At 45.6% G+C, this 19,015-nt stretch carries 17 protein-coding genes; 10 read left to right on the top strand and 7 right to left on the bottom strand.

The genetic code is table 11. The annotated features are described in order from the left end of the window. The first annotated feature begins 3 nt into the window (after nt 1–3). The 6 genes from L3V30_RS00630 to L3V30_RS00605 all read left to right on the top strand — a co-directional run bounded on the left by L3V30_RS00630 (nt 4) and on the right by L3V30_RS00605 (nt 6,407). Nucleotides 4–564, top strand: coding sequence for a GNAT family protein (locus L3V30_RS00630; RefSeq protein ID WP_025442073.1), 561 nt, complete (start codon nt 4–6; stop codon nt 562–564). Nucleotides 565–791: 227 nt separating this feature from the next. Next, the gene (locus L3V30_RS00625; protein WP_005457947.1) at nt 792–1,925 is read left to right on the top strand and encodes an efflux RND transporter periplasmic adaptor subunit; all 1,134 of its coding nucleotides are present in this window, start codon (nt 792–794) and stop codon (nt 1,923–1,925) included. Further along, nucleotides 1,918–3,189: a TolC family protein gene (locus L3V30_RS00620; RefSeq protein WP_017633886.1), complete on the top strand. Its 1,272-nt coding sequence runs from the start codon at nt 1,918–1,920 to the stop codon at nt 3,187–3,189. Before L3V30_RS00625 ends, L3V30_RS00620 begins: the two co-directional genes overlap by 8 nt. Beyond that, the gene (locus L3V30_RS00615) at nt 3,186–4,400 is read left to right on the top strand and encodes an ABC transporter permease (RefSeq protein ID WP_237308080.1); all 1,215 of its coding nucleotides are present in this window, start codon (nt 3,186–3,188) and stop codon (nt 4,398–4,400) included. Before L3V30_RS00620 ends, L3V30_RS00615 begins: the two co-directional genes overlap by 4 nt. A 2-nt stretch (nt 4,401–4,402) precedes the next feature. Next, nucleotides 4,403–5,686, top strand: coding sequence for an ABC transporter permease (locus tag L3V30_RS00610; protein ID WP_167415335.1), 1,284 nt, complete (start codon nt 4,403–4,405; stop codon nt 5,684–5,686). A gap of 22 nt (nt 5,687–5,708) precedes the next feature. Beyond that, on the top strand, nt 5,709–6,407 hold the full coding sequence (locus L3V30_RS00605) for an ABC transporter ATP-binding protein (protein WP_237308349.1): 699 nt from the start codon (nt 5,709–5,711) through the stop codon (nt 6,405–6,407). 78 nt (nt 6,408–6,485) lie between these two features. Here L3V30_RS00605 and L3V30_RS00600 read toward each other — a convergent pair whose 3' ends face one another. Both L3V30_RS00600 and L3V30_RS00595 read right to left on the bottom strand, forming a co-directional pair. After that, entirely contained in the window at nt 6,486–7,169 is a 684-nt protein-coding gene (locus L3V30_RS00600) for a hypothetical protein (RefSeq protein ID WP_046874452.1), read from the bottom strand. A 68-nt stretch (nt 7,170–7,237) separates the two neighbouring features. Then, on the bottom strand, nt 7,238–8,155 hold the full coding sequence (locus L3V30_RS00595) for a leukocidin family pore-forming toxin (RefSeq protein ID WP_053809756.1): 918 nt from the start codon (nt 8,153–8,155) through the stop codon (nt 7,238–7,240). A 1,096-nt stretch (nt 8,156–9,251) separates the two neighbouring features. Here L3V30_RS00595 and L3V30_RS00590 point away from each other — a divergent pair. Together L3V30_RS00590 and L3V30_RS00585 are read left to right on the top strand one after the other, a co-directional pair. Beyond that, the gene (locus tag L3V30_RS00590) at nt 9,252–10,226 is read left to right on the top strand and encodes a DUF1852 domain-containing protein (RefSeq protein ID WP_237308078.1); all 975 of its coding nucleotides are present in this window, start codon (nt 9,252–9,254) and stop codon (nt 10,224–10,226) included. 30 nt (nt 10,227–10,256) lie between these two features. Then, the gene (locus tag L3V30_RS00585; protein ID WP_074191558.1) at nt 10,257–11,285 is read left to right on the top strand and encodes a methionine synthase; all 1,029 of its coding nucleotides are present in this window, start codon (nt 10,257–10,259) and stop codon (nt 11,283–11,285) included. Between the two features lie 433 nt (nt 11,286–11,718). Here the strand turns inward: L3V30_RS00585 and L3V30_RS00580 are convergent, their stop codons facing one another. Next, on the bottom strand, nt 11,719–12,738 hold the full coding sequence (locus tag L3V30_RS00580) for a DUF2955 domain-containing protein (protein ID WP_237308076.1): 1,020 nt from the start codon (nt 12,736–12,738) through the stop codon (nt 11,719–11,721). Between the two features lie 9 nt (nt 12,739–12,747). After that, a complete protein-coding gene (locus tag L3V30_RS00575; RefSeq protein WP_237308074.1) occupies nt 12,748–13,812 on the bottom strand; it encodes an HlyD family secretion protein in 1,065 nt (354 codons plus the stop codon). A gap of 99 nt (nt 13,813–13,911) precedes the next feature. Between L3V30_RS00575 and L3V30_RS00570 the strand changes: the two genes are divergently transcribed. After that, on the top strand, nt 13,912–14,772 hold the full coding sequence (locus L3V30_RS00570; RefSeq protein WP_005376746.1) for a LysR family transcriptional regulator: 861 nt from the start codon (nt 13,912–13,914) through the stop codon (nt 14,770–14,772). A 150-nt stretch (nt 14,773–14,922) separates the two neighbouring features. Beyond that, complete coding sequence (locus tag L3V30_RS00565; protein ID WP_167394169.1) at nt 14,923–15,465, top strand: isochorismatase family protein; 543 nt, start codon at nt 14,923–14,925, stop codon at nt 15,463–15,465. Nucleotides 15,466–15,504: 39 nt separating this feature from the next. Here the strand turns inward: L3V30_RS00565 and L3V30_RS00560 are convergent, their stop codons facing one another. From L3V30_RS00560 to L3V30_RS00550, 3 genes are all read right to left on the bottom strand, one after another. Further along, nucleotides 15,505–16,401: a 1-aminocyclopropane-1-carboxylate deaminase/D-cysteine desulfhydrase gene (locus L3V30_RS00560; RefSeq protein ID WP_237308073.1), complete on the bottom strand. Its 897-nt coding sequence runs from the start codon at nt 16,399–16,401 to the stop codon at nt 15,505–15,507. 129 nt (nt 16,402–16,530) lie between these two features. After that, nucleotides 16,531–17,805 carry a HAMP domain-containing sensor histidine kinase gene (locus L3V30_RS00555; protein WP_237308071.1) on the bottom strand — a complete coding sequence of 425 codons (1,275 nt, stop codon included), beginning with the start codon at nt 17,803–17,805 and terminating at the stop codon, nt 16,531–16,533. Next, entirely contained in the window at nt 17,802–18,479 is a 678-nt protein-coding gene (locus L3V30_RS00550) for a response regulator transcription factor (RefSeq protein ID WP_048625732.1), read from the bottom strand. The genes L3V30_RS00555 and L3V30_RS00550 overlap by 4 nt, the downstream gene beginning before the upstream one ends. Nucleotides 18,480–19,015: the final 536 nt, after the last annotated feature.

Raw genomic sequence — 19,015 nt, 5'->3', positions numbered from 1 at the left:
ATCATGATGAGAGTTGAATCTCAACAAGTGGCAATCAGATACCTCAAAACAACAGACGCTGCTCCTCTGTTTGAAAACTATTTAGGCGATGAGCAAGCATGCCGCTTCCTCAATCGCCAAGTCCACCAAAATGTTAATCAAACCCTTGAAGCCATCGAAAGATGGCGTGCTCAATATGATCAAAAGTCTCCCAATCTATTAGTCTTCGCTATTGAAGAACTCACTTCTCAAACTCCTATTGGTTGTCTGGTGCTGATACCTGAGCAAGACAGCAGTGAAATCCATTTTGGTATTTCTGCTCGCTATCGGGGAAAAGGCTATGCAACCCAAGCTTGCAAACTTGGCGTTGTCTACCTGCAAAGCTTGGGTATAACGCGCATTCGCACCGCCCCGCATATTGGCAACCACGCGAGTATCCGTGTGTTGGAGAAATGTGGCTTTATCAGCCAAGGCATTTTAAAAGCGCATGCAGTTTTTCCTGCTCTAGGACGTGAGGCGCAAGACTGTATGGATATGCGATTGGAGGATATCGAACTGCGCCATTTTGCACATTGTTCAAAATAAAATGGGGGGCGGTTGAAACGAGCGGTGACAGAGCTTGTTAGTCGCCATCGTAGACAGCGTCTTTGCTGAATGATTCGTCGAGATTTTTTAGTCTTTGATTGTCAGAGGCGACTGACAAAGCCTTACCAACTGTGACAACCAAACCGCTATTAAAGCAGGATATTATTCCTTCAACTTTGTGTTTTAGGAGTAGTCATTAGACTACCCAATAATTGTTGGAATAAATAATGACGAAACGTTGGCTTGTCTCCGCTGTGAGCATCGCGCTGCTCGGCGGTGGTACGTATTTCTATCTCCAATCTGCTGCTCAACCAGAATTGCTGCCTACATTGATTGTGGAAAAAGGCACGATTGAAAAACAAGCGGTGGCTGTTGGTAAAATTGTCCCTGCACACTCTGTGTCTATCAAGTCACAAATCGACGGTATCGTCGGTGAAGTGTACGCGAAAGTTGGTGAAAAGGTGAAGCAAGGCCAGCCGCTGATCAAAGTGCGTCCAAACCCAACTCCCCAAGCATTAACGGATGCATCGGCAGAACTCATGCGTAGCGAAGCCGATCTGGAATCCGCCAAACAAAAACTGTCCAACTTAGAAAGCTTGGTCAAGCAGGACATTATTCCAAGTAACTACGACGAATACGTAAGTGCGCGCTCGGCAGTCAAATCTGCGCAAGCGGACGTATTGCAAAAGCGCCAGAATCTCGAACTCATCCGCAGTGGTGAGGCGTCTATCGGCGATGCACGTTTAACGTCGACGATCTACGCGCCAATTGATGGCACGGTACTCAACCAGAAAGTTGAGGTCGGAGAGCCGATCATCTCGACTCAATCAAGCCAAGCCGCGACTGAAATGATGTCATTGGCCGACATGAACAGTCTGATTTTTAAAGGTAGCGTCAGTGAGCATGATGCTGCGCAGTTGTCTCCGGGAATGCCCGTTATGTTGACGGTTGCGCCTTATCCTGATGTGGCGATTTCTGGTGTGCTAACCAAAGTGGCGATTCAATCTGAGAACCTTAACTCACCAGAGGGCAATGCTTCGGCAAAAAGTTTTGATAACGGTTTTGAGGTTGAAGTGGGAGAACTCAAGATCCCACAAGATGTGTTGCTTCGTTCTGGGTTTTCGTCGACGGCTCAAATCATTCTTAAGAAGTCTGAAAACGTACTCACTCTACCGGAGCGCGCTCTGCAATTTGATGGTGACGCACCGAATGTTCTGATCCCCGATAGCTCAGAACAAGGGTTTCATAAACAACCGGTGAAACTCGGTCTGTCAGATGGCATCAATGTTGAAGTGCTTGACGGCGTGGAGCTTGATGAAGAGGTTATCGACAACAGCATGATGGGAGCGGCGCATGGTTAAGCTGCAACGATCAAAAATCGCCTTTGCATTGTTGGCTGCCACGCTCAGTTTGCCGACCTACGCAATTTCTATTGAACAAGCTTGGCAACAAGCAAAGCAGAACGATCCTAATTACGAAAAAGCGAAAATCGGCGTCCAGCTTGGCGAGGTTGGCGTACAGAGTAGCCGCAGTGCGTTACTGCCGGGTTTAAGCGCCAGTGCGTCAGCGGATTGGAATGAGTCCTCAAGCCATTCCAACAGTTACGGCGCTACCTTATCTCAAACTATTTGGGATAGCAGTTTGTGGTCGGAACTGGATCAAGCGAATGCCAATTATCTCAAAGCACAGTTAGAGCTATCTCAATCGCATAACGAGCTTGCGCAGAAGTTGCTCACCGCTTACCTAGATGTGGCAAGCGCACAGGGCGACCTCAAATTGGCGCAGTCCAAGCTGGAGGAGGGGAAGGAACTTCTCAACATCATCGAGAAACGCTATCGAGCAGGCAAAGTGAAGTCGGTTGATGTCGAAGAGATGCGAGCGAATCAAGTCTCTGAGCAAGCAAGTATCCTCAATGCAAAAGCCGATCTCGAAGTGAAAAAAGCAGAGCTTGCGGCGTTAATCAATCAAATGCCGGAGAGTGTCGACCAAATTCGAACGGATTCTTTAATTCAGCCGCCGATGTTGGTGGACTCTCAGGAGCAATGGCTAAAGCTGGCGAAAGACAGCAGTCCAGAGCTGTTGGTGGCGGCGCAGATGGTGAAAGCGAGCGAGTTCGCGAAAGATTCAGCTAAAGGTGGATACTACCCGACCGTCAAAGGCAGTGTGGGCTACAGCGATGGTGACAATCGTTCAAACGGCGAGTTTAACGCTGGGATTAGTTTGAGTTTGCCGATTGACCTCAATGGTGCAGTGCGAGCGAAAGTGGATGAAGCATCGTTGAACATTTTAAGCGCCAAGCAAGATATGCGTAGAGTGGAAATTGATATTCAGAAACGAGTTATTCAGCAGTTTACGCAGGTCGATATCAACTGGAATCAAGTTTTGATAGCGAACGAGCTGGTTGAGTCGCGCGCCAGAGTGTTGCAAAGCAAAGAGAAACTTTACGACGCTGGCCTGCTTGAAGTGTCGGAAGTTATCAGCGCACACAACAGCTTGTTTGAGGCGAAAAACAGTCTGCAAACCAACTTGTACAGCTACTGGCGTAAGAGAATCGGCTTACTGCAAACCGCAGGGAAACTCGATGACGATACCATGGCGTTGATCTCTCGAGCTTTTCATTCATGAGCAGTCTATTGCAACAAACTTGGCAAACGTTGATGGCGCACCGCATGAAGAGCGTGCTGGCCATTATCGCGATTGCTTGGGGCGTGATCTCTGTGGTGGTGTTAATCGCACTTGGCGAAGGCTTTTATCGCCATCAGACCCAGTCGTTTTCATTTATGATCAACAATGTGCAAGTGGTGTTTCCGTCGAGTACCAGTAAACCGTGGCAAGGGTTAGCTTCAAGACGACAAATTGATATTCCACAAGAAAAAGTCGACATGATCAAACAGTCGGGCTTCGTGCAACAGGCGTCGAGCGTTTACGCCAAATGGGATGCGAATATCACCAATCTCAAAGGACAGAACTTATCGAGTACGGTCAGCGGTATTGATACGTCTTACTTTCCTTTAATGCAACGCAAGCTGCAATCTGGTTCGAGAAACCTGTCACCAAGTGATATGGACAACCATACTCGCGTGGCGGTGTTAGGCGATCAAATTGCGCAAATGGGCGGAATCCAAATCGGGGATAGGCTCAAAGTCAACGGCATTCCGTTTTTGGTGATTGGGATAACCGTCGGTGAGGACACTGGCATTTCATTCGGCGATAGCCGCACGGTTTTCATTCCTCAAACAACGTACCGCGATTTGTGGGATGCGAAACCTTGGATGGTATTGATGAAGCCGAGAGACGGGATGGATGCACCGTCGTTTCGACAAAATATCGTGAACTTTTTCTCCAAGCAGCTTCATTTTGACCCAAGTGATAAAGATGCGGTCGAATTACCCGATTTTAGTGAAGGTGCGGCGGTCATCAGTGGAATTTTGCGTGGCATTCAGATTTTTCTCGGAGCGAGCGGTGCGATGACCATGGCGGTCGGTGCGCTTGGCGTTGCCAACATCATGTTTTTATCCGTCACGGAGCGCACGCGTGAAATCGGTGTGCGTTTGGCGATCGGGGCGACTCAAAAATCCATACTCAGTCAGTTTATTCTTGAAGGGCTTATTTTGGTAGCTGTGGGCACGGCATTAGGTCTGATGTTTTCGTATGCCGTGGTGTCTGTCCTAAGCAGAATGGCATTACCGGAATGGATTGGTTTACCTGTGATCACGCCAGATTCCATTGCTTGGTCTTTACTTGTGACGCTTATCTTGGCATTGATGGCATCGTATTTCCCAGCAAGGCGAGCATCGCGTCTCACGCCAGTCATTGCTTTGAGTGCGAGGGCCTAGTCATGCTGTTACCGATGAGACAAATTTTCCAAGAAATGGCGGCAGAAAAGCTGAGACTGGGTTTGACCATTCTGGCAGTAGCGTGGGCGACCCTCTGTATCGCTGCTATGTTGGCGGTAGGTGAGGGTATTCGTCAGGGCGTATTGAAAACCGCACAAAATGGTAACGGCAACTTGATCTATTTGACCGGAGGGATGGCCACCGTCGACCACGGTGCTTTTCACCAAGGTAAATTTCTGACATTAAAAATGGACGATTCAGAGGTCGTTCGAGCGTTACCCGATGTAAAAAGTGTTGCGCCAACTGCGAAGTGGAAAGAGCGCATCACCGTTGGTGACAGAAGCTCGTGGCAAGAGCCCTTAGCGGTCACGAGCGAGTTTCAATCCATGACCAATTTGGTGCCGATGGCGGGGGGACGATGGTTAAATCCACTCGATCAAAAAGAGACGCGCAAAGTCGTTGTACTGGGTTATGAACTGGCAGCCGACTTATTCAACCCGAATGAGGACTTTAGTTGGTTTGCGACAGTCACATTGCAAGTCAACCCTGTGGGGCAAAAGGTAAAAATCGGCAATGAGGAGTTCACCGTTGTGGGCGTATTGGAGAAAAACAGCGCTCAAATAGAGCTGGGGGATCTTATCAACTATTCCAGCTTTGTGCCGTTAGCGACGTGGAAGCGATTTCATGTCAACGGTGAAATTGGTGGCATCAATGTGCAACCACAAGCCGATGTAGACCGGGAAGCCTTAGCAAAGACGATCAGGCAAGTGATTGCCCGTAAGCACGGGGCAAGTGTCAGCGATGAGCAGATCGTCCAAGTCGATGATATGTTCCTTAAGCAAAAGAGTATGCAGCAGTTTCTGATAGGTTTGCAGAGTTTTCTTGGCATTATCGGCTTCGTGACGTTAGCTGTTGCTGGCGTTGGCATCGCCAATGTGATGTATGCCACCGTAAAGCGATCTACGCGTGATATCGGCGTGCGCATGGCAGTCGGTGCAACTCCAACGGCCATTCGCATGCACTATTTAGTGCAGTCTTTATTGACAATGATGATGGGGGGCGCGCTTGGCTTAGGCGTGACGTACGCGCTGGTGTCTGCCATCAGTTCCATTCCTTTAGAGGGCAATGCCTTTTATGAACAACTGGGTAAACCTGTCCCTGAGTTGTCGTGGGTCGTTGTCGCGATTGTCATCCTCACCTTAGTGATCATTGGTGTGGCATCTGCATGGTTACCTGCAAACCGAGCCGCAAAAGTCAGCCCGTTGGAGGCGCTACAAAGTGAATAACAACAATAACTCTGGAGAGAACATGTCGAACAAGTCGCTTGTTGAGCTGACCAACATCTGTAAATACTACTCAAGCGGGGAGGCGGAAGTTCGCGCGCTAGACGGCGTTGACTTAACCATTAATCAAGGCGAGTTTCTTTCGATTCTTGGCCCGTCCGGTTCAGGCAAATCAACGTTGATGAACATGCTCGGCTGTTTAGATAAGCCCACCGATGGCGAGTACCAACTTGGCGGCCAAAACGTCGCAAGTTTAAGTGCGAATGAGCTGGCTGGCATTCGTAACCAAAAGATCGGATTTGTCTTCCAAAGCTTTAACTTATTGGAATACGCGACGGCGCTTGATAACGTGGCACTGCCGTTGGTTTACTCTGGTATCAAAGCCAAAGAACGTCGCCAGCGCGCCGCTAAATTGCTAGAGCAAGTCGGGCTAGGGGATCGTTTAGATCATAAACCAAACCAGCTTTCTGGTGGTCAAAAGCAAAGAGTTGCGATTGCAAGAGCCTTGGTCAACGATCCGCAAATCATCTTAGCGGATGAACCAACGGGTGCATTGGATTCAAAATCCGGCGCAGAGATTGAAGCCTTGTTCAATCAACTTCACTCCGAAGGTAGAACGCTGATCATCGTTACCCATGATAATGCGTTAGCAGAGCGCACCAAACGCATCATCACCATCAAAGATGGCAAGGTGATTTCGGATAGGGCTCCGGAGGGAAGATAAATGAATTTTTCTTGATTGAGACTGGAGTTACTTTAAGGAAGATAGCCATGGAATAGGAAAAGCTATCTTCCTTTATTTTTATTCGCGATGTTCGCTTTGTCTCTCTTTTATCAAGTCATGCTTTTGTTCTTTAAGTAGAGTGATTGCGAGCTTAGTGTCCTCAATCAATTTACTGTTATCGTTGAGATCTTTGCTCTTCAAAGGCAAAACCAGATAATGAATGCTGCCATCCTCATTCTGTACTCCGGTAGCAATGATGACATCACCTTCAGACGCCGTACCAAAATACTCTGAAACCACTTTGGTTTCGCTGACACCGTAACTATCCAAATAGGATGATTCCGTGTTGTCAAACAAGATAGGAACCCCTTGCTTCGCTAATGTTCGTAATTGTTTTTGCTTTTGCTCGTCGAATGGATAGTCGGTTGTACTGATATAACTTACCTGTTCAGCTTCAATAAAATCGTACAGTTCATTGCTCAATTCATTTAATGGGGCAGATATCCAAGGTGTAGCTGGAATGACGTCGGAAGTAGCGTCATTGTCATTCTGTGGTGTTGGAACGGTAACCACCTCTTGAGCAGCATCGCTCTCAGGAGGCGTTACACTTTTTGTCTCAGTTTTCTCTGTCTTGATTTGCTCGTCAAAGCTTGCAACAGAATCGCTCTGGGAATTCTTGTTATTTGAATTAATTAGAAATATGGCGAGTACTGCACCAAGTGCTAGCGCCGATCCAGTCAAGAGTTTTTTATTACTTGTCATGTCTTACCGTTTATTTCATTAGTAAATACGGCGGCCACTTATTCACTCCGTGGCCGCAGGCTAATAAGTTAGTGGTAGAGCGCGTCATTCCAAGAGATAGTTACGGCTCTGCTAGTCTCTGTCCATTGACTGCTATCACGATTTTTCTTCCAGGTATTTTCTGGGGTGGTATACCAGCTACACCAGTCACGACCAAAGTAGTAATTGGTTTTTCGCCAACCTGCAACCAGCTTGACTTCTGATGTATCTAGGCCATCTTGAATATCATTTTTTCGATATACAACACCGACTTGCGGTTTAAAGTCAGAGCGCATCACTACAGGTAATTCGCTATAGTCAATTAGGTTGCCCATGTCACAGCTGGTCCAACGGTACAATAACCAGTCTTTAGGTGGAGTATTGTGGCGGATAGTCTGGTTTTCGATAAGCCAATTAATGCTCTCATTGGTCTGATCAAAATCAGCCACCGTCTGAAATTCTGGTTGATCGTAAGTTACGCGGTTGCTCCAGGAGATACCACCGCTAATATTTGGAGAATCAGAAGCACTGAAGCCAAGATTAAAGTCCAAAGACTCACTGACAGATGCTGTTGCAATAGTGTTTTCTGGAGCATGGCTCATATGACGTAAAGGGGCACCATTTAAATAACTCAGTGCCAGTTTAAAGGCTGTTGGGATTGTGTAACGGTAGTCTCCACCGGTGGCAAAACCATAGATCTGCTCTTTATTCGGTACATTAGTCATGTCGAAACCAGAGCCTCCGTTTAGAAGCAACTTGGCTTCCTTAGCTCCATTCGGCAGCAAAGATTGGTTCCAGACATTTTCTAATGAGTAAATTAAGCGGATTTTCTTCGAGCGTGCATCGCTATCATCGAGCTGTAGCAAGGTCGAAGTGTAAGCTTTTAATGTATCTTCAGCATGTGCTGGAGCTAGAGAACCAAGTAATGCGAGCGCGATAATACTCGCGGAAAGATGCTGTTTTTCCATTGTTGTTTCCTATTAGTCAGCCCATAAAGGTTATTATTAGGTTTTAACAATAACTCTATGGGTGTTTTATAATTATGGACTGGTTATTAATTGGTGCTCAATAATTGAGCGGTGAAATATTGCATCTTGTTTTTTAATAAAAAAAGGAAAAGTATAGATTCGTGGGATTAATGTCTCATAGTTTTTAAATTCACTACTCAACTATAATAAATAAGAATTCGGTTATTAAGTCTTGCCTTTTTAAGTTGTTACTTAATTTTTATTTTCTAATATTATGTTTAAATTTCCTTATTGACAGAAGTGAAATTTACAAGTGTTAACCATGTTATTGTTGAGGTTTTTGTTATGCCAAACTAAGTAAAGTGTCGTTATGTGGTCATTACAGCTTCCTGAATTTAATTTAAATTAAAACAGTGGGTTATGTTTATTTTATTATTGGTTGTTTCGAGCTTCATGTAATAGTTGGGTGACAAAGCTCGTCAATGAAGTTGTCATATTCGTGTATGAAGTTATATGTGCTTTTACAACAGAAAAATGAAACTTTACGTTTGAGATGGTAAATATAGGAAAGAAATAAATAATCATCTTTCCGAGGATATAAAATGTAAGGTGCTTTTAATTAAACGAATGCTTGAATAAATTATGGAGTGTGAAAAGTGCTATTTAAGCTACGCTGTCCTATATTCCAGGTAGCGTCTCGTTTATATAATGCGTTTTTTAGGCTTAAAACTGGTTTACGTACTGTTAATCCCTTATCAGTTTCTTAATTACACATATTGGCAATATGCTCGCCAAGTTACGTGTATTGGTGTCAATGAAAAACAGTATCTACGATAATTCCCTCTGGGTTGGAACTCCCACTATGAATTTCTTTCATGTTCAATGTGAAGCAATACCAATATTACTCAACTCGTGAAGCAAGTATAAAAAAAGGACTGCTCTGGTGTTAGGCACTGCGACCGTCATTTTTAGAACGAACTGTTCGTCGTAAGTGCTGTTGAACCTAACGATTGGGAAAACCAAAAAACAAAAATGTCCCCATGCACAGAGTTAGGAAAAGTCTGCTTTATCTAAGGAAATAGGATACCAACTCACGATGAATAACGATTTCACATTTGCTATCAAAAGCATTCGCTTTGATGAGAATTACCAACCATCAGACAACACGCGAATCACTACCAACTTTGCTAATCTGGCTCGCGGAAACTACCGCCGAGAGAATCTGCGCAATGCACTCCGAATGATCGACAATCGTTTTAATGCCTTGGCATATTGGGATAACGCGCAAGGTGACCGCTACTCCGTTGAGCTTGAAATCATCTCCGTTGATATGGATATCCAAGGTAGTGGAGAAGCCTTCCCAACGATTGAAGTGCTCAAAACTAACATTGTTGACCACAACACTAACGAGCGCATCGAAGGCATTGTGGGTAACAACTTCTCTTCATACGTGCGTGATTACGACTTTAGCGTTTTGCTGTTGAACCACAACAAAAACCAGCCACAGTTCAGCATCCCAGCGAACTTTGGTGATTTGCATGGCAAACTGTTCAAAGCTTTCGTTAATTCTGAGTCTTACAAACAGCATTTCAAAAAGCTGCCTGTGATTTGTTTGAGCGTATCGGACAACAAAGTATACCGACGCACCGAAAATCAACATCCTGTTTTGGGCTTTGAATATCAGCCGAACGAATCTTCGTTGACGGAGCAGTACTTCAAAAAGATGGGCTTACAGGTGCGCTACTTTATGCCACCAAACAGTGTCGCACCATTGGCATTCTATTTCTTCGGTGACTTGCTGAACGACTACTCAAACCTAGAGCTTATCAGTACGATCAGCACGATGGAGACATTCCAGAAGATTTACCGACCTGAGATTTACAATGCCAACGCGGTTGCCGGTAATTGCTACCAGCCAAACCTAAAAAACCTAGACCACTCGCTAACTCAAATCGTTTACGACCGAGAAGAGCGCAGCCAACTGGCGATTGAACAAGGGAAATTTGCCGAGGAGCATTTCATCAAACCTTATCAATCTGTGCTTGAACAATGGTCTGCAAACTACGCGTAATCGACAACGAGAATCTAGAAAGGAATGACGATGAAAACACTATTGCCGACTTCAACGGCTGGCAGCTTACCGAAACCTTCTTGGCTGGCCGAACCAGAAAAACTTTGGTCACCGTGGAAACTGCAAGGTGAAGAACTGATTGATGGCAAACGCGATGCGCTACGTGTCGCTTTGCAAGAACAAGAACTGGCAGGCGTTGATATCGTCAGTGATGGCGAGCAAACTCGCCAACATTTTGTGACGACCTTTATTGAGCATTTAAGCGGCGTAGATTTTGAAAACCGTAAAACGGTGACCATTCGCAACCGTTATGAAGCAAGTGTTCCGACGGTGGTTGGCCCAGTAAGCCGCACAAAGCCCGTGTTTGTTGAAGATGCAAAGTTCTTGCGTCAGCAAACTAAGCAACCGATCAAGTGGGCGCTGCCAGGCCCTATGACGATGATCGACACGCTTTATGATGATCATTACGGTAGCCGTGAAAAGCTGGCTTGGGAATTTGCAAAGATCCTCAATCAAGAAGCGAAAGAGCTTGAAGCGGCAGGTGTCGACATCATTCAGTTTGATGAGCCTGCGTTCAATGTGTTCTTCGATGATGTGAACGAGTGGGGCATTGCATGTTTAGAGCGTGCGATTGAAGGGCTGAAATGTGAAACGGCGGTGCATATCTGCTATGGCTACGGCATCAAAGCGAACACGGATTGGAAGCAAACGCTAGGCACTGAATGGCGACAATACGAAGAAGTATTCCCTAAATTACAGCAGTCGAATATCGATATTATCTCGCTCGAATGTCATAACTCACGAGTGCCTATTGAGTTACTTGAGTTGATTCGCGGTAAGAAAGTGATGGTTGGTGCGATTGACGTTGCAACCAACGAAATTGAAACGCCAGAAGAAGTGGCGAATACACTGCGAGAGGCATTGAAATACGTTGATGCCGACAAGCTTTACCCATGTACCAACTGTGGTATGGCGCCTTTGTCTCGCGAAGTATCGACCGCTAAGCTTAATGCGCTAAATGCGGGCGCGGAGATCATTCGTAAAGAGTTGGTGGGTTGATATTAAGACTTGGGCTCGACACCATAAACTAAAGTTAGGGTCATTCCAGCGAGTTTAAACGAGACTAGGAATCTGATTGCAGCTCGCTGGGAAATGGCGAGGCTTTCGCACTTCAAAGCACTCGGTGGGTAGATCCTGAATCACGCTCGTTCCTCGCTGTTCAGGATGACGGTTGTTGAGGTATACGTTACTCATGTACACAACTATTTGGTTTGTATCCAAAGTTGGGTCATTCCAGCGAGTCTAAACGAGACTAGGAATCTGATTGCAGCTCGCTGGGAAATGGCGAGGCTTTCGCACTTCAAAGCACTCAGTGGGTAGATCCTGAATCACGCTCGTTCCTCGATGTTTAGGATGACCGTTTAAAATAAAAATGCCGCTCGCAGTAAAGTGAGCGGCATAGTTTGTTTTCCGTTTCCAGCTTCGGCCAGGCTTAATTCAACTCCACGTTCTTCACCTCAGGATGCTTTAGCAACATCACACGAATCCAGTGATGTACCACCCACATCACCATCGCGGTGAGCAGAACCGCAACGAAAATCGAGCTGAAACGGTACAAGATTGAAAAGAACGCGTCTTTTTGTTCTGGCACCAATGAGGTCGTCAGCGGAACCGATAGGGCAGACATGGCAGAAAACGCGATAGCCGCTTTAATTTGCTCCTTTGTGAGCCACAAGCAGAATGGCCCCATAGCAATGGTAAAGGCGAGCCAAAAGAGTAGCCCATGCCCATACCAACTGCCCAATATGAGCTGAACAACCATCCCTGCGATGCAGCCTAGTGCGGTGCCGATGATGCGAATTTTTGCCATGGCGAGCGAGCCCGCTAAAGTCATTGGGGTTAGGATGATCAAAATGGAAGCTTGTGCGGATAGCGAGTCATATAAGTCCGCTACTTGGAATACGATAAACGCAGCCATCGCCACTACCCAGCCCATGGCAACTTGGCTGATGTAGTCAATATCGCTTTTTACTGGGGTCGACATCTCAATGTGCTCGGCGGGGGATTTTGGCTCCGGGAACAACCAATACGCGAATGCGCAAACAAAAATATTGCTGAACGCCATCACCCACATGTTGACGTTGAACTCTTCAATATCCATGAAGTTATAGCTGGCAAAATTCAACACAATTGAACCCACCAACAGCCCCATGTAACCAAACAAATAGGTTTTCTGGTTCATCATTGCAATGCACTTGAACAGCATCATGATTCCGACGGCAACGGTCATTAATGTTGGATGAAACTGCAAGTATTCCAGCAAAAATGTGGCTTGTATGGTTGTCCACACCGCAGAGAAAAACACGATCAATAAAGCCGAAAGATTAAAGTTATCCATTCTGCCCAATATAAACAGCGGCATCATGATGGCAAAAAATCCGTAAGACCAACCGAAGATCATGCTTAGCGCGAGCCCTAAAGAGCAGCCGAACCAAATTCGTAAGGTTTTCATTGTCGCCGCCTAGTAAATGAAGTGGAACCAGCTTGCGAGGTGAATCTGTGCTTGCGCCATCAACTGCCAGAAAATGCTGTTGTCTGGGTACAAAACAATGGTAGCGCGAGAGCCGACAAACAGTGCTGGTGGTAACTCTTCGCTGCTGGTTAGGTTCACTCGTGTACGCTGCGCATCACGTACCCAGCGGTTGTTCACTTCCACTTTGGTTAGTGCGCCATTAGGCGTTTGTTGTGCGGCTGCTACACCGTAATCGCGGCTAGCTAAATCAAAGTCGTACACCGAACCTGGGTTGGCATCAAATGTGACCAAGGCCTGGAAAGTCTTGTCTACGTTCGCGACGGACTTTTCACGAAAATCAGCGGCTACCCAGAGTGATCCTGTTGGTACAAATGTCAGCAATGGCATGTTGGTGTTTGCCATCGTGCCAACTTCTAGTTGCAGGTTGGTCACGACACCATCACTGGGAGCGAGTACTGCGGTATTTGCCAAATCAAGTTGCGCCTTTTCGATGCCGTTTTTGGCAATTCGAACGGCGGTGCTTTGACCTTTTTGATCGCCTAATTGCGCCTCAATGACTTTTAAGTTTTGTCTTTCCGCTTTAAGCGCTGCACGTGATACCTGATTTTGGGCAAAGGCATTATCGAGTGTCGATTGAGAGATGACTTTCTGCTTCGATAGTGTCAGTAAGCGGGTGTACTCGCGGTGCGCATTATCAAATGTCGCTTGGGCGCGGGCAATATTGGCAAGAGCGGCTTCGCGTTGAGAATACAGCGTTGCTTCTTTTTCATAAGCGGATTGTAGAGACAGCTCCGCCTGTTCAAGCGCTATCTTGTATTTACGATCATCAATCGTAAACAACACATCGCCTTTTTGAACGGACTGGTTATTCTCGATGAGAACGTCGGTCACTTTACCAGATACCTCGGGTGCGACTTGGACAACGTATCCTTGCACTCGTCCTTCGGTCGTTAAGGGGGCGTGGCGGTCAGCAATGATAATGTACAAAAATAGTACGATGAACAGGACAATCAAAGTTCGCATCCAGTGTTTGAATTTTTGGTCAGCCGTCATTACAAGTTCCGTTAAACATATTGGATAGCGGATTATAGAGAAGTCACTCACAATTCAGTAGAATGATAATACGAACATAAATGACCTAAAAATAGGACAATGAACGTTAGTTTTGATGATATTTATCTATTCACTCAGACGGTGGTTCACGGCGGTATAAGTGCAGCGGCAGAGGCGAATCAACTACAACGCTCAAAAGTGAGTCGTCGCCTGCAAGAATTAGAGAAATCACTCGGGGTACAGCTTTTGATCCGCACAACACGCAGCATTGAGTTGACGGAGCACGGGAAACGCTTGTTTGAGTTGGTGGGGCAGCCTATTGACCATATTCAGCAAGGTTTAAATGCCATGCACGAATATCAACAAGAGCTGACGGGCAAGGTGCGTTTAGCCATTCCTTCTGCATTGATGAGCTCTGCCGCGTTTAACGCGATCATCACCGAGTACACAACGAGGTATCCGGAGATTTCGGTCGAGATTGAAAACCATCAAGAGAGTGTCGATCTCAAGCGTCAATCGTTTGATTTACAGCTTCTTCCGAGCGTGGTCAAAGTCACCGATGACAGCTATGTGCAGTTCAGTCTTTTGCCTTATCGTAGTCACTTTGTTGCGTCAAAAGCCTATCTAGAATCGCATCCGCCAGTAAAAACGGTGGAAGATCTTAAGCAGCATCGCCTTTTAACTAATCGTTACAATGCCGATTTGCTCGATTCAGATCTGCATGTGGCGTTGCGTTCGGATGACCTCAACTTGCTGCGCTCGATGGCGATAGCAGGAAACGGCATCGCGTTTATTCCTCAAATTCATTCTAAGCCTGCATTGCGAGATGGTTTGTTGGTCGAGGTGCTGCCTCAATTCGCGCATCCGAAGCAGCATCTTACTCTGATTTATCCCTCGGCCTTATTTCTGCCCAATAAAGTCAAAGCCTTGATTGAACTAATTCGAGAGAAATTTAAATAGTCAGTTCAAACCACACTTAAATAAGGGCAAATGTGTGAGCGAAGGTCATCTTTCTAGGTTTTATTGCTCTAACATGAAAGGGTTCTGATACATTAACTGTTGCTCAACTTGTTGAGTATGGTTTGTGGTCGCACAAGATAGGAGATGGAAATGTTATCGAAAGGAAACACGGGCCTGATTGTGGTGGATGTTCAGGGCAAACTCGCTACATTAATGCATGAAAGCAACGCACTGATTGAAAATATCACGAAACTGGTAAAGGGTGCCAAAGCGCTAGATTTGCCTATTCTGTGGCTAGAACAGAATCCAGAAAGGTTGGGCTCAACCGCGGAGCCGATTCGTGAAGTGCTTGAAAGCACGCATTTACCTATTACCAAGTACACGTTTGATGGTTGCAAAGAGGCGACGTTTAAGGTCGCGGTGGAGAACGCGAAAGTTGATACCTGGTTGGTTTGCGGTATTGAATCCCACATTTGCGTCTATCAAACCGCGGTTTCTCTGCGCCAGTCCGGTTATCGCGTTGAATTAGTCACGGATTGTGTCTCTTCCCGAACCGCTGCCAATAAAGCGCTCGCTCTTGCGAAGTTAACCGCTAACGGTGTGGTGCTCACTGGGCTAGAAATGTGTTTGTATGAAATGGTCGAAGATTGCCGAGCTCCTGAATTCAAAGAAATTCTGGCGCTCATCAAATAGTGTAATCACTGGAATCAACAACAACTTTATCTGAACACGCTATTCAAATTCTCGTTGATATCTTGGCAACATCGACTCGTTGCCAAGTAACCCGCCTTGGTGAATGTAAATCACCGTTTTATCTGTATTGTCTTCCAACCAAGGGGTGAGGCATTGCCACATATACGGGTCGTATAACAGGTCAAATTCGAGGTCGGTTTGCTCAAAGAGTGCTTTCCATGTGATGTAATCTTCTTCGTACAAGCGACCAAAATGGTGTTTGTTGCGCACGGTTAAAATGGTTGGGTGGCTGTTTTCACCGAGCTGGTTGAACTGTTCAGTTAAGTAATCTGCATCGCCTACGCAAGGGCAAGTTAGCACTTCTATGCCGTGTGGGCTTAAATGTTTATGAAGATATAAAGCCGTCGTGCCAGTACCTGATGGCAGGGCGACCGTAAACTGCTCTTTACCTCTCAATCGCGTCCAATCAAGAATTTCTCGTGCTAACTGTTTGATGCCAGCTTCAGCGAGGTGGGAACGTCCGCCCTCTGGAATAAGCAATGTCGACTCATCTAATCTTCGTACCTGGTGGATGTATTCACTAGGGTGGAGTTCGCTACCGATGTCTTGCATGGCGGTGATTTTCATACCCAAATCGAGAGCGCCGCGATAGTTTCCGATGGGGGAGCTTTTTAGCCAAGATGGAATGTGATGAACATAAAACTCAAATGCCCAACCTTTAATCTGGGCGAGAGCCGCTAGCGAGTACATGGCATTAGATTGAGCGGAGCCAAAGCTTATTAACGTGGCGATGTCGGGATTTTGCTCTTCCATTAACGCCATAAACTTACGTGCTTTGTTCCCAGAAAAGTGGGAGTGGAGCATGTCGTCACGTTTAAGGAAAAATTTGCGCCCATTAAAGCTATGTTGGGTGATAGGACTTTCTGAGAGTTTCATGTCGATGCTGACGGAATAAACCGTGTCACCTTTGCCATTTAAAAAGGTGGCACAGTGTACCCGTTATTGAATGAAGATCAAAAGTATCGAGATCTTGTGTTCTACATTTCTTCGTCTTGCGACTCGCCATCAGTTACCTCGGTTGCAAAGATCGATAGTAGCCACGCAGCCGTCATTTGGATGTTTATCAATAGTGAATTGCCAGCCATAGCGTCGGCATAAATCATCCACAATCATGAGCCCCAAACCATGACCTTCGGCATCTGGCACGGAAGAGAAGCCTTCGCCTTCATCTCTCACCGACAGTGTGGTATCGGTCATGGTGATATGAATCGTTCCCGCTGACGTGGCTGCAATGCCGTTGCGAATTAAGTTACTCAACGTAATGTTAAGCACTGCAGTAGTCGCTTTGGTTTGCGGATGCCCCAATATTTGTACATTAAATTCCAGCGATTTTTCATCGGCTTGCGCTTGGCTAAGAGCCACGATGTTATGGAGCTCTTGCTCTGAGATGGTTCGAACGGGGCTGTCGTCGGTGTTGCGTTCATATCGAACCAAACCCAACAAAGCATCAACCATGGTCGACATCTGCAAAGTGGCATCTTGAATACGGCCAATCTGACGTTCTTGAAATGACGTACTTGGGCTTCTTGCTAGCAAGCTGCTTGAACCTTTCATCACTGTGAGCGGAGTTCTCAGTTCATGACTGGCATATCGTGCAAAAGCTTGTTCACGTTTAATCACTTGATTGATTTGATGTCGATATTCATTAAGCTGATTTGCGAGCGTTTGGAATTCATTTGCAGAGCCTTCAGGGACAACAAATTTTTGTGTAGTGTCACCTTGATGGCGGTCCAGCTGTGTTTTTAGGGCACTAACAGGTTCAATGAGACGCAGAGAAAGTCTCAATAATAGGCTGCCAAAAATCAAAAGTAACCCGATGACAACCGCCAGCACCATAACGAGAACAAACATAAACTCGTTAGATGTAATTTCTATCTCATCAATCAGAGAGATCAGAATAATAGGATGCTCCTCTCCATCTTGCGTGTAGGTGCTCATGTAAATCATGCGAGTGTCTGGTTCGTCAGCAACTTCAGCGAGAAAATATTTTTTATTTTGAATAAAGGGTTGATAGAGCTCAGGAACGAGATTGATGTTGTTGTATGCCGTTGTTAGTAAATCGAGTTTGATGATTCCGCTATCAGGATGGTTTCGAAAGTGCTCAATCGCCTCTTTTTTATCGATCATAATGCGTCGTTCACCGACGCGATCTTCCGACCATAATAGCGCTCCGCTAACCAATGCGAAGCATAGCAAGCCAATCACAACCGACACTAGAAGGAAGAAGAGTTCAAGGCGTCCGGTTAAGCTTTGTGTGTTGTTAAATAAGCGGCGAATCATGCCCCGGGCTCCAATCGGAAGCCGACTTTTGGAATGGTTTTCAAAACGTGCTCTTTGAATGGTTTGTCGAGCTGCCCTCGCAGTTGATAAATATGGCTACGCAGCACATCGTTATTCGGCTCGTCTTCTTGCCACAATCGGAAAGCAATCTCCTCACGTGTGACCACTTCTGGCGCGTTTTTCACCAGCATTTCTAGAATCGTGTACGTGGTTGGATTCAACGCCAACAGCTTATCTTGACGGTAGGCTTGATGCGTTTTTTGATCGATAGACACTTCGCCATACTGGAGTTTGGTTGATGCAACCGTACCGCGGTAGCGTTTAATCAATGCAGTCATGCGTGCTTCAAGAATATCGAGATCAAACGGTTTGGTTAGGTAGTCGTCGGCGCCGTGTTGGAAGCCTTTGAGCATGTCGTCTCGGCTATCAAGTGCTGTCAGCATCAACACCGGAGTGTTATTACCTGCATCGCGTAGCTTGTTGCACAGTGTTAGGCCATCCATGCGCGGCAGCATGAGGTCGAGCAAAATGATGTCAAACGCATTATCCATCGCCAGTTTTAAGCCTAGCTCACCGTTGTCGGCATAATCCAGCTGCATGCCAGCACACTCAAAATAATCAAACAACATTCCCGCTATTTCACGATTATCTTCTACCAAAAGTACACGCTTCATTTATTCTTATCCAATCTCGATAAATTCGAATGTTGATCTTAACGAACATTATTCACTATAGGTGTGAAAAAGTTGTCGACGATGATTTTCTCACCTTTGTGTCGGTTTTCAATGTCTAGCTTGAATACCGTCTTATTATCCAAGTAAATCTACGATCTTTTGTTCATATCTATCAATTTCTCTTGATGTATAAATGGGGTAGATTATTTGATTCTGTTAACTCTATATAAAACATGAAGATACTAAATTATTTATGTGACCTTGAGCACATTGTTAGTAATTACTGATTTTTACTGACTCACTCATAGAAAAAGTTCTTACTTCTCTTAAGTCCCTTTTTTAATTATGGCTATTGCTTTTAAATACAAACGCTTAGATTCTCCTTTTTGAGATAATTCAATTAAATCAATGGCTTCATGTATAAGCGAAAATCTGCATTATTTTATTTTTATTAATAAAACTACATTTTCTGTTCTTGCTCTGTTCATAAATGAAAGCCTTCCATTAACTTTACTTGTTTAAAATCCATGATCCTT

Source organism: Vibrio sp. A1-1 (assembly GCF_021728175.1).
Classification (GTDB): domain Bacteria; phylum Pseudomonadota; class Gammaproteobacteria; order Enterobacterales; family Vibrionaceae; genus Vibrio; species Vibrio diabolicus.
This window is presented reverse-complemented; position numbering and strand designations above follow the sequence as displayed.

Bases quoted from the DNA above. Each gene is read 5' to 3' on its own strand.
- L3V30_RS00630 (WP_025442073.1), top strand. From the start codon at position 4: ATGATGAGAGTTGAATCTCAACAAGTGGCAATCAGATACCTCAAAACA.
- L3V30_RS00625 (WP_005457947.1), top strand. From the start codon at position 792: ATGACGAAACGTTGGCTTGTCTCCGCTGTGAGCATCGCGCTGCTCGGC.
- L3V30_RS00620 (WP_017633886.1), top strand. From the start codon at position 1,918: ATGGTTAAGCTGCAACGATCAAAAATCGCCTTTGCATTGTTGGCTGCC.
- L3V30_RS00615 (WP_237308080.1), top strand. From the start codon at position 3,186: ATGAGCAGTCTATTGCAACAAACTTGGCAAACGTTGATGGCGCACCGC.
- L3V30_RS00610 (WP_167415335.1), top strand. From the start codon at position 4,403: ATGCTGTTACCGATGAGACAAATTTTCCAAGAAATGGCGGCAGAAAAG.
- L3V30_RS00605 (WP_237308349.1), top strand. From the start codon at position 5,709: ATGTCGAACAAGTCGCTTGTTGAGCTGACCAACATCTGTAAATACTAC.
- L3V30_RS00600 (WP_046874452.1), bottom strand. From the start codon at position 7,169: ATGACAAGTAATAAAAAACTCTTGACTGGATCGGCGCTAGCACTTGGT.
- L3V30_RS00595 (WP_053809756.1), bottom strand. From the start codon at position 8,155: ATGGAAAAACAGCATCTTTCCGCGAGTATTATCGCGCTCGCATTACTT.
- L3V30_RS00590 (WP_237308078.1), top strand. From the start codon at position 9,252: ATGAATAACGATTTCACATTTGCTATCAAAAGCATTCGCTTTGATGAG.
- L3V30_RS00585 (WP_074191558.1), top strand. From the start codon at position 10,257: ATGAAAACACTATTGCCGACTTCAACGGCTGGCAGCTTACCGAAACCT.
- L3V30_RS00580 (WP_237308076.1), bottom strand. From the start codon at position 12,738: ATGAAAACCTTACGAATTTGGTTCGGCTGCTCTTTAGGGCTCGCGCTA.
- L3V30_RS00575 (WP_237308074.1), bottom strand. From the start codon at position 13,812: ATGACGGCTGACCAAAAATTCAAACACTGGATGCGAACTTTGATTGTC.
- L3V30_RS00570 (WP_005376746.1), top strand. From the start codon at position 13,912: ATGAACGTTAGTTTTGATGATATTTATCTATTCACTCAGACGGTGGTT.
- L3V30_RS00565 (WP_167394169.1), top strand. From the start codon at position 14,923: ATGTTATCGAAAGGAAACACGGGCCTGATTGTGGTGGATGTTCAGGGC.
- L3V30_RS00560 (WP_237308073.1), bottom strand. From the start codon at position 16,401: ATGAAACTCTCAGAAAGTCCTATCACCCAACATAGCTTTAATGGGCGC.
- L3V30_RS00555 (WP_237308071.1), bottom strand. From the start codon at position 17,805: ATGATTCGCCGCTTATTTAACAACACACAAAGCTTAACCGGACGCCTT.
- L3V30_RS00550 (WP_048625732.1), bottom strand. From the start codon at position 18,479: ATGAAGCGTGTACTTTTGGTAGAAGATAATCGTGAAATAGCGGGAATG.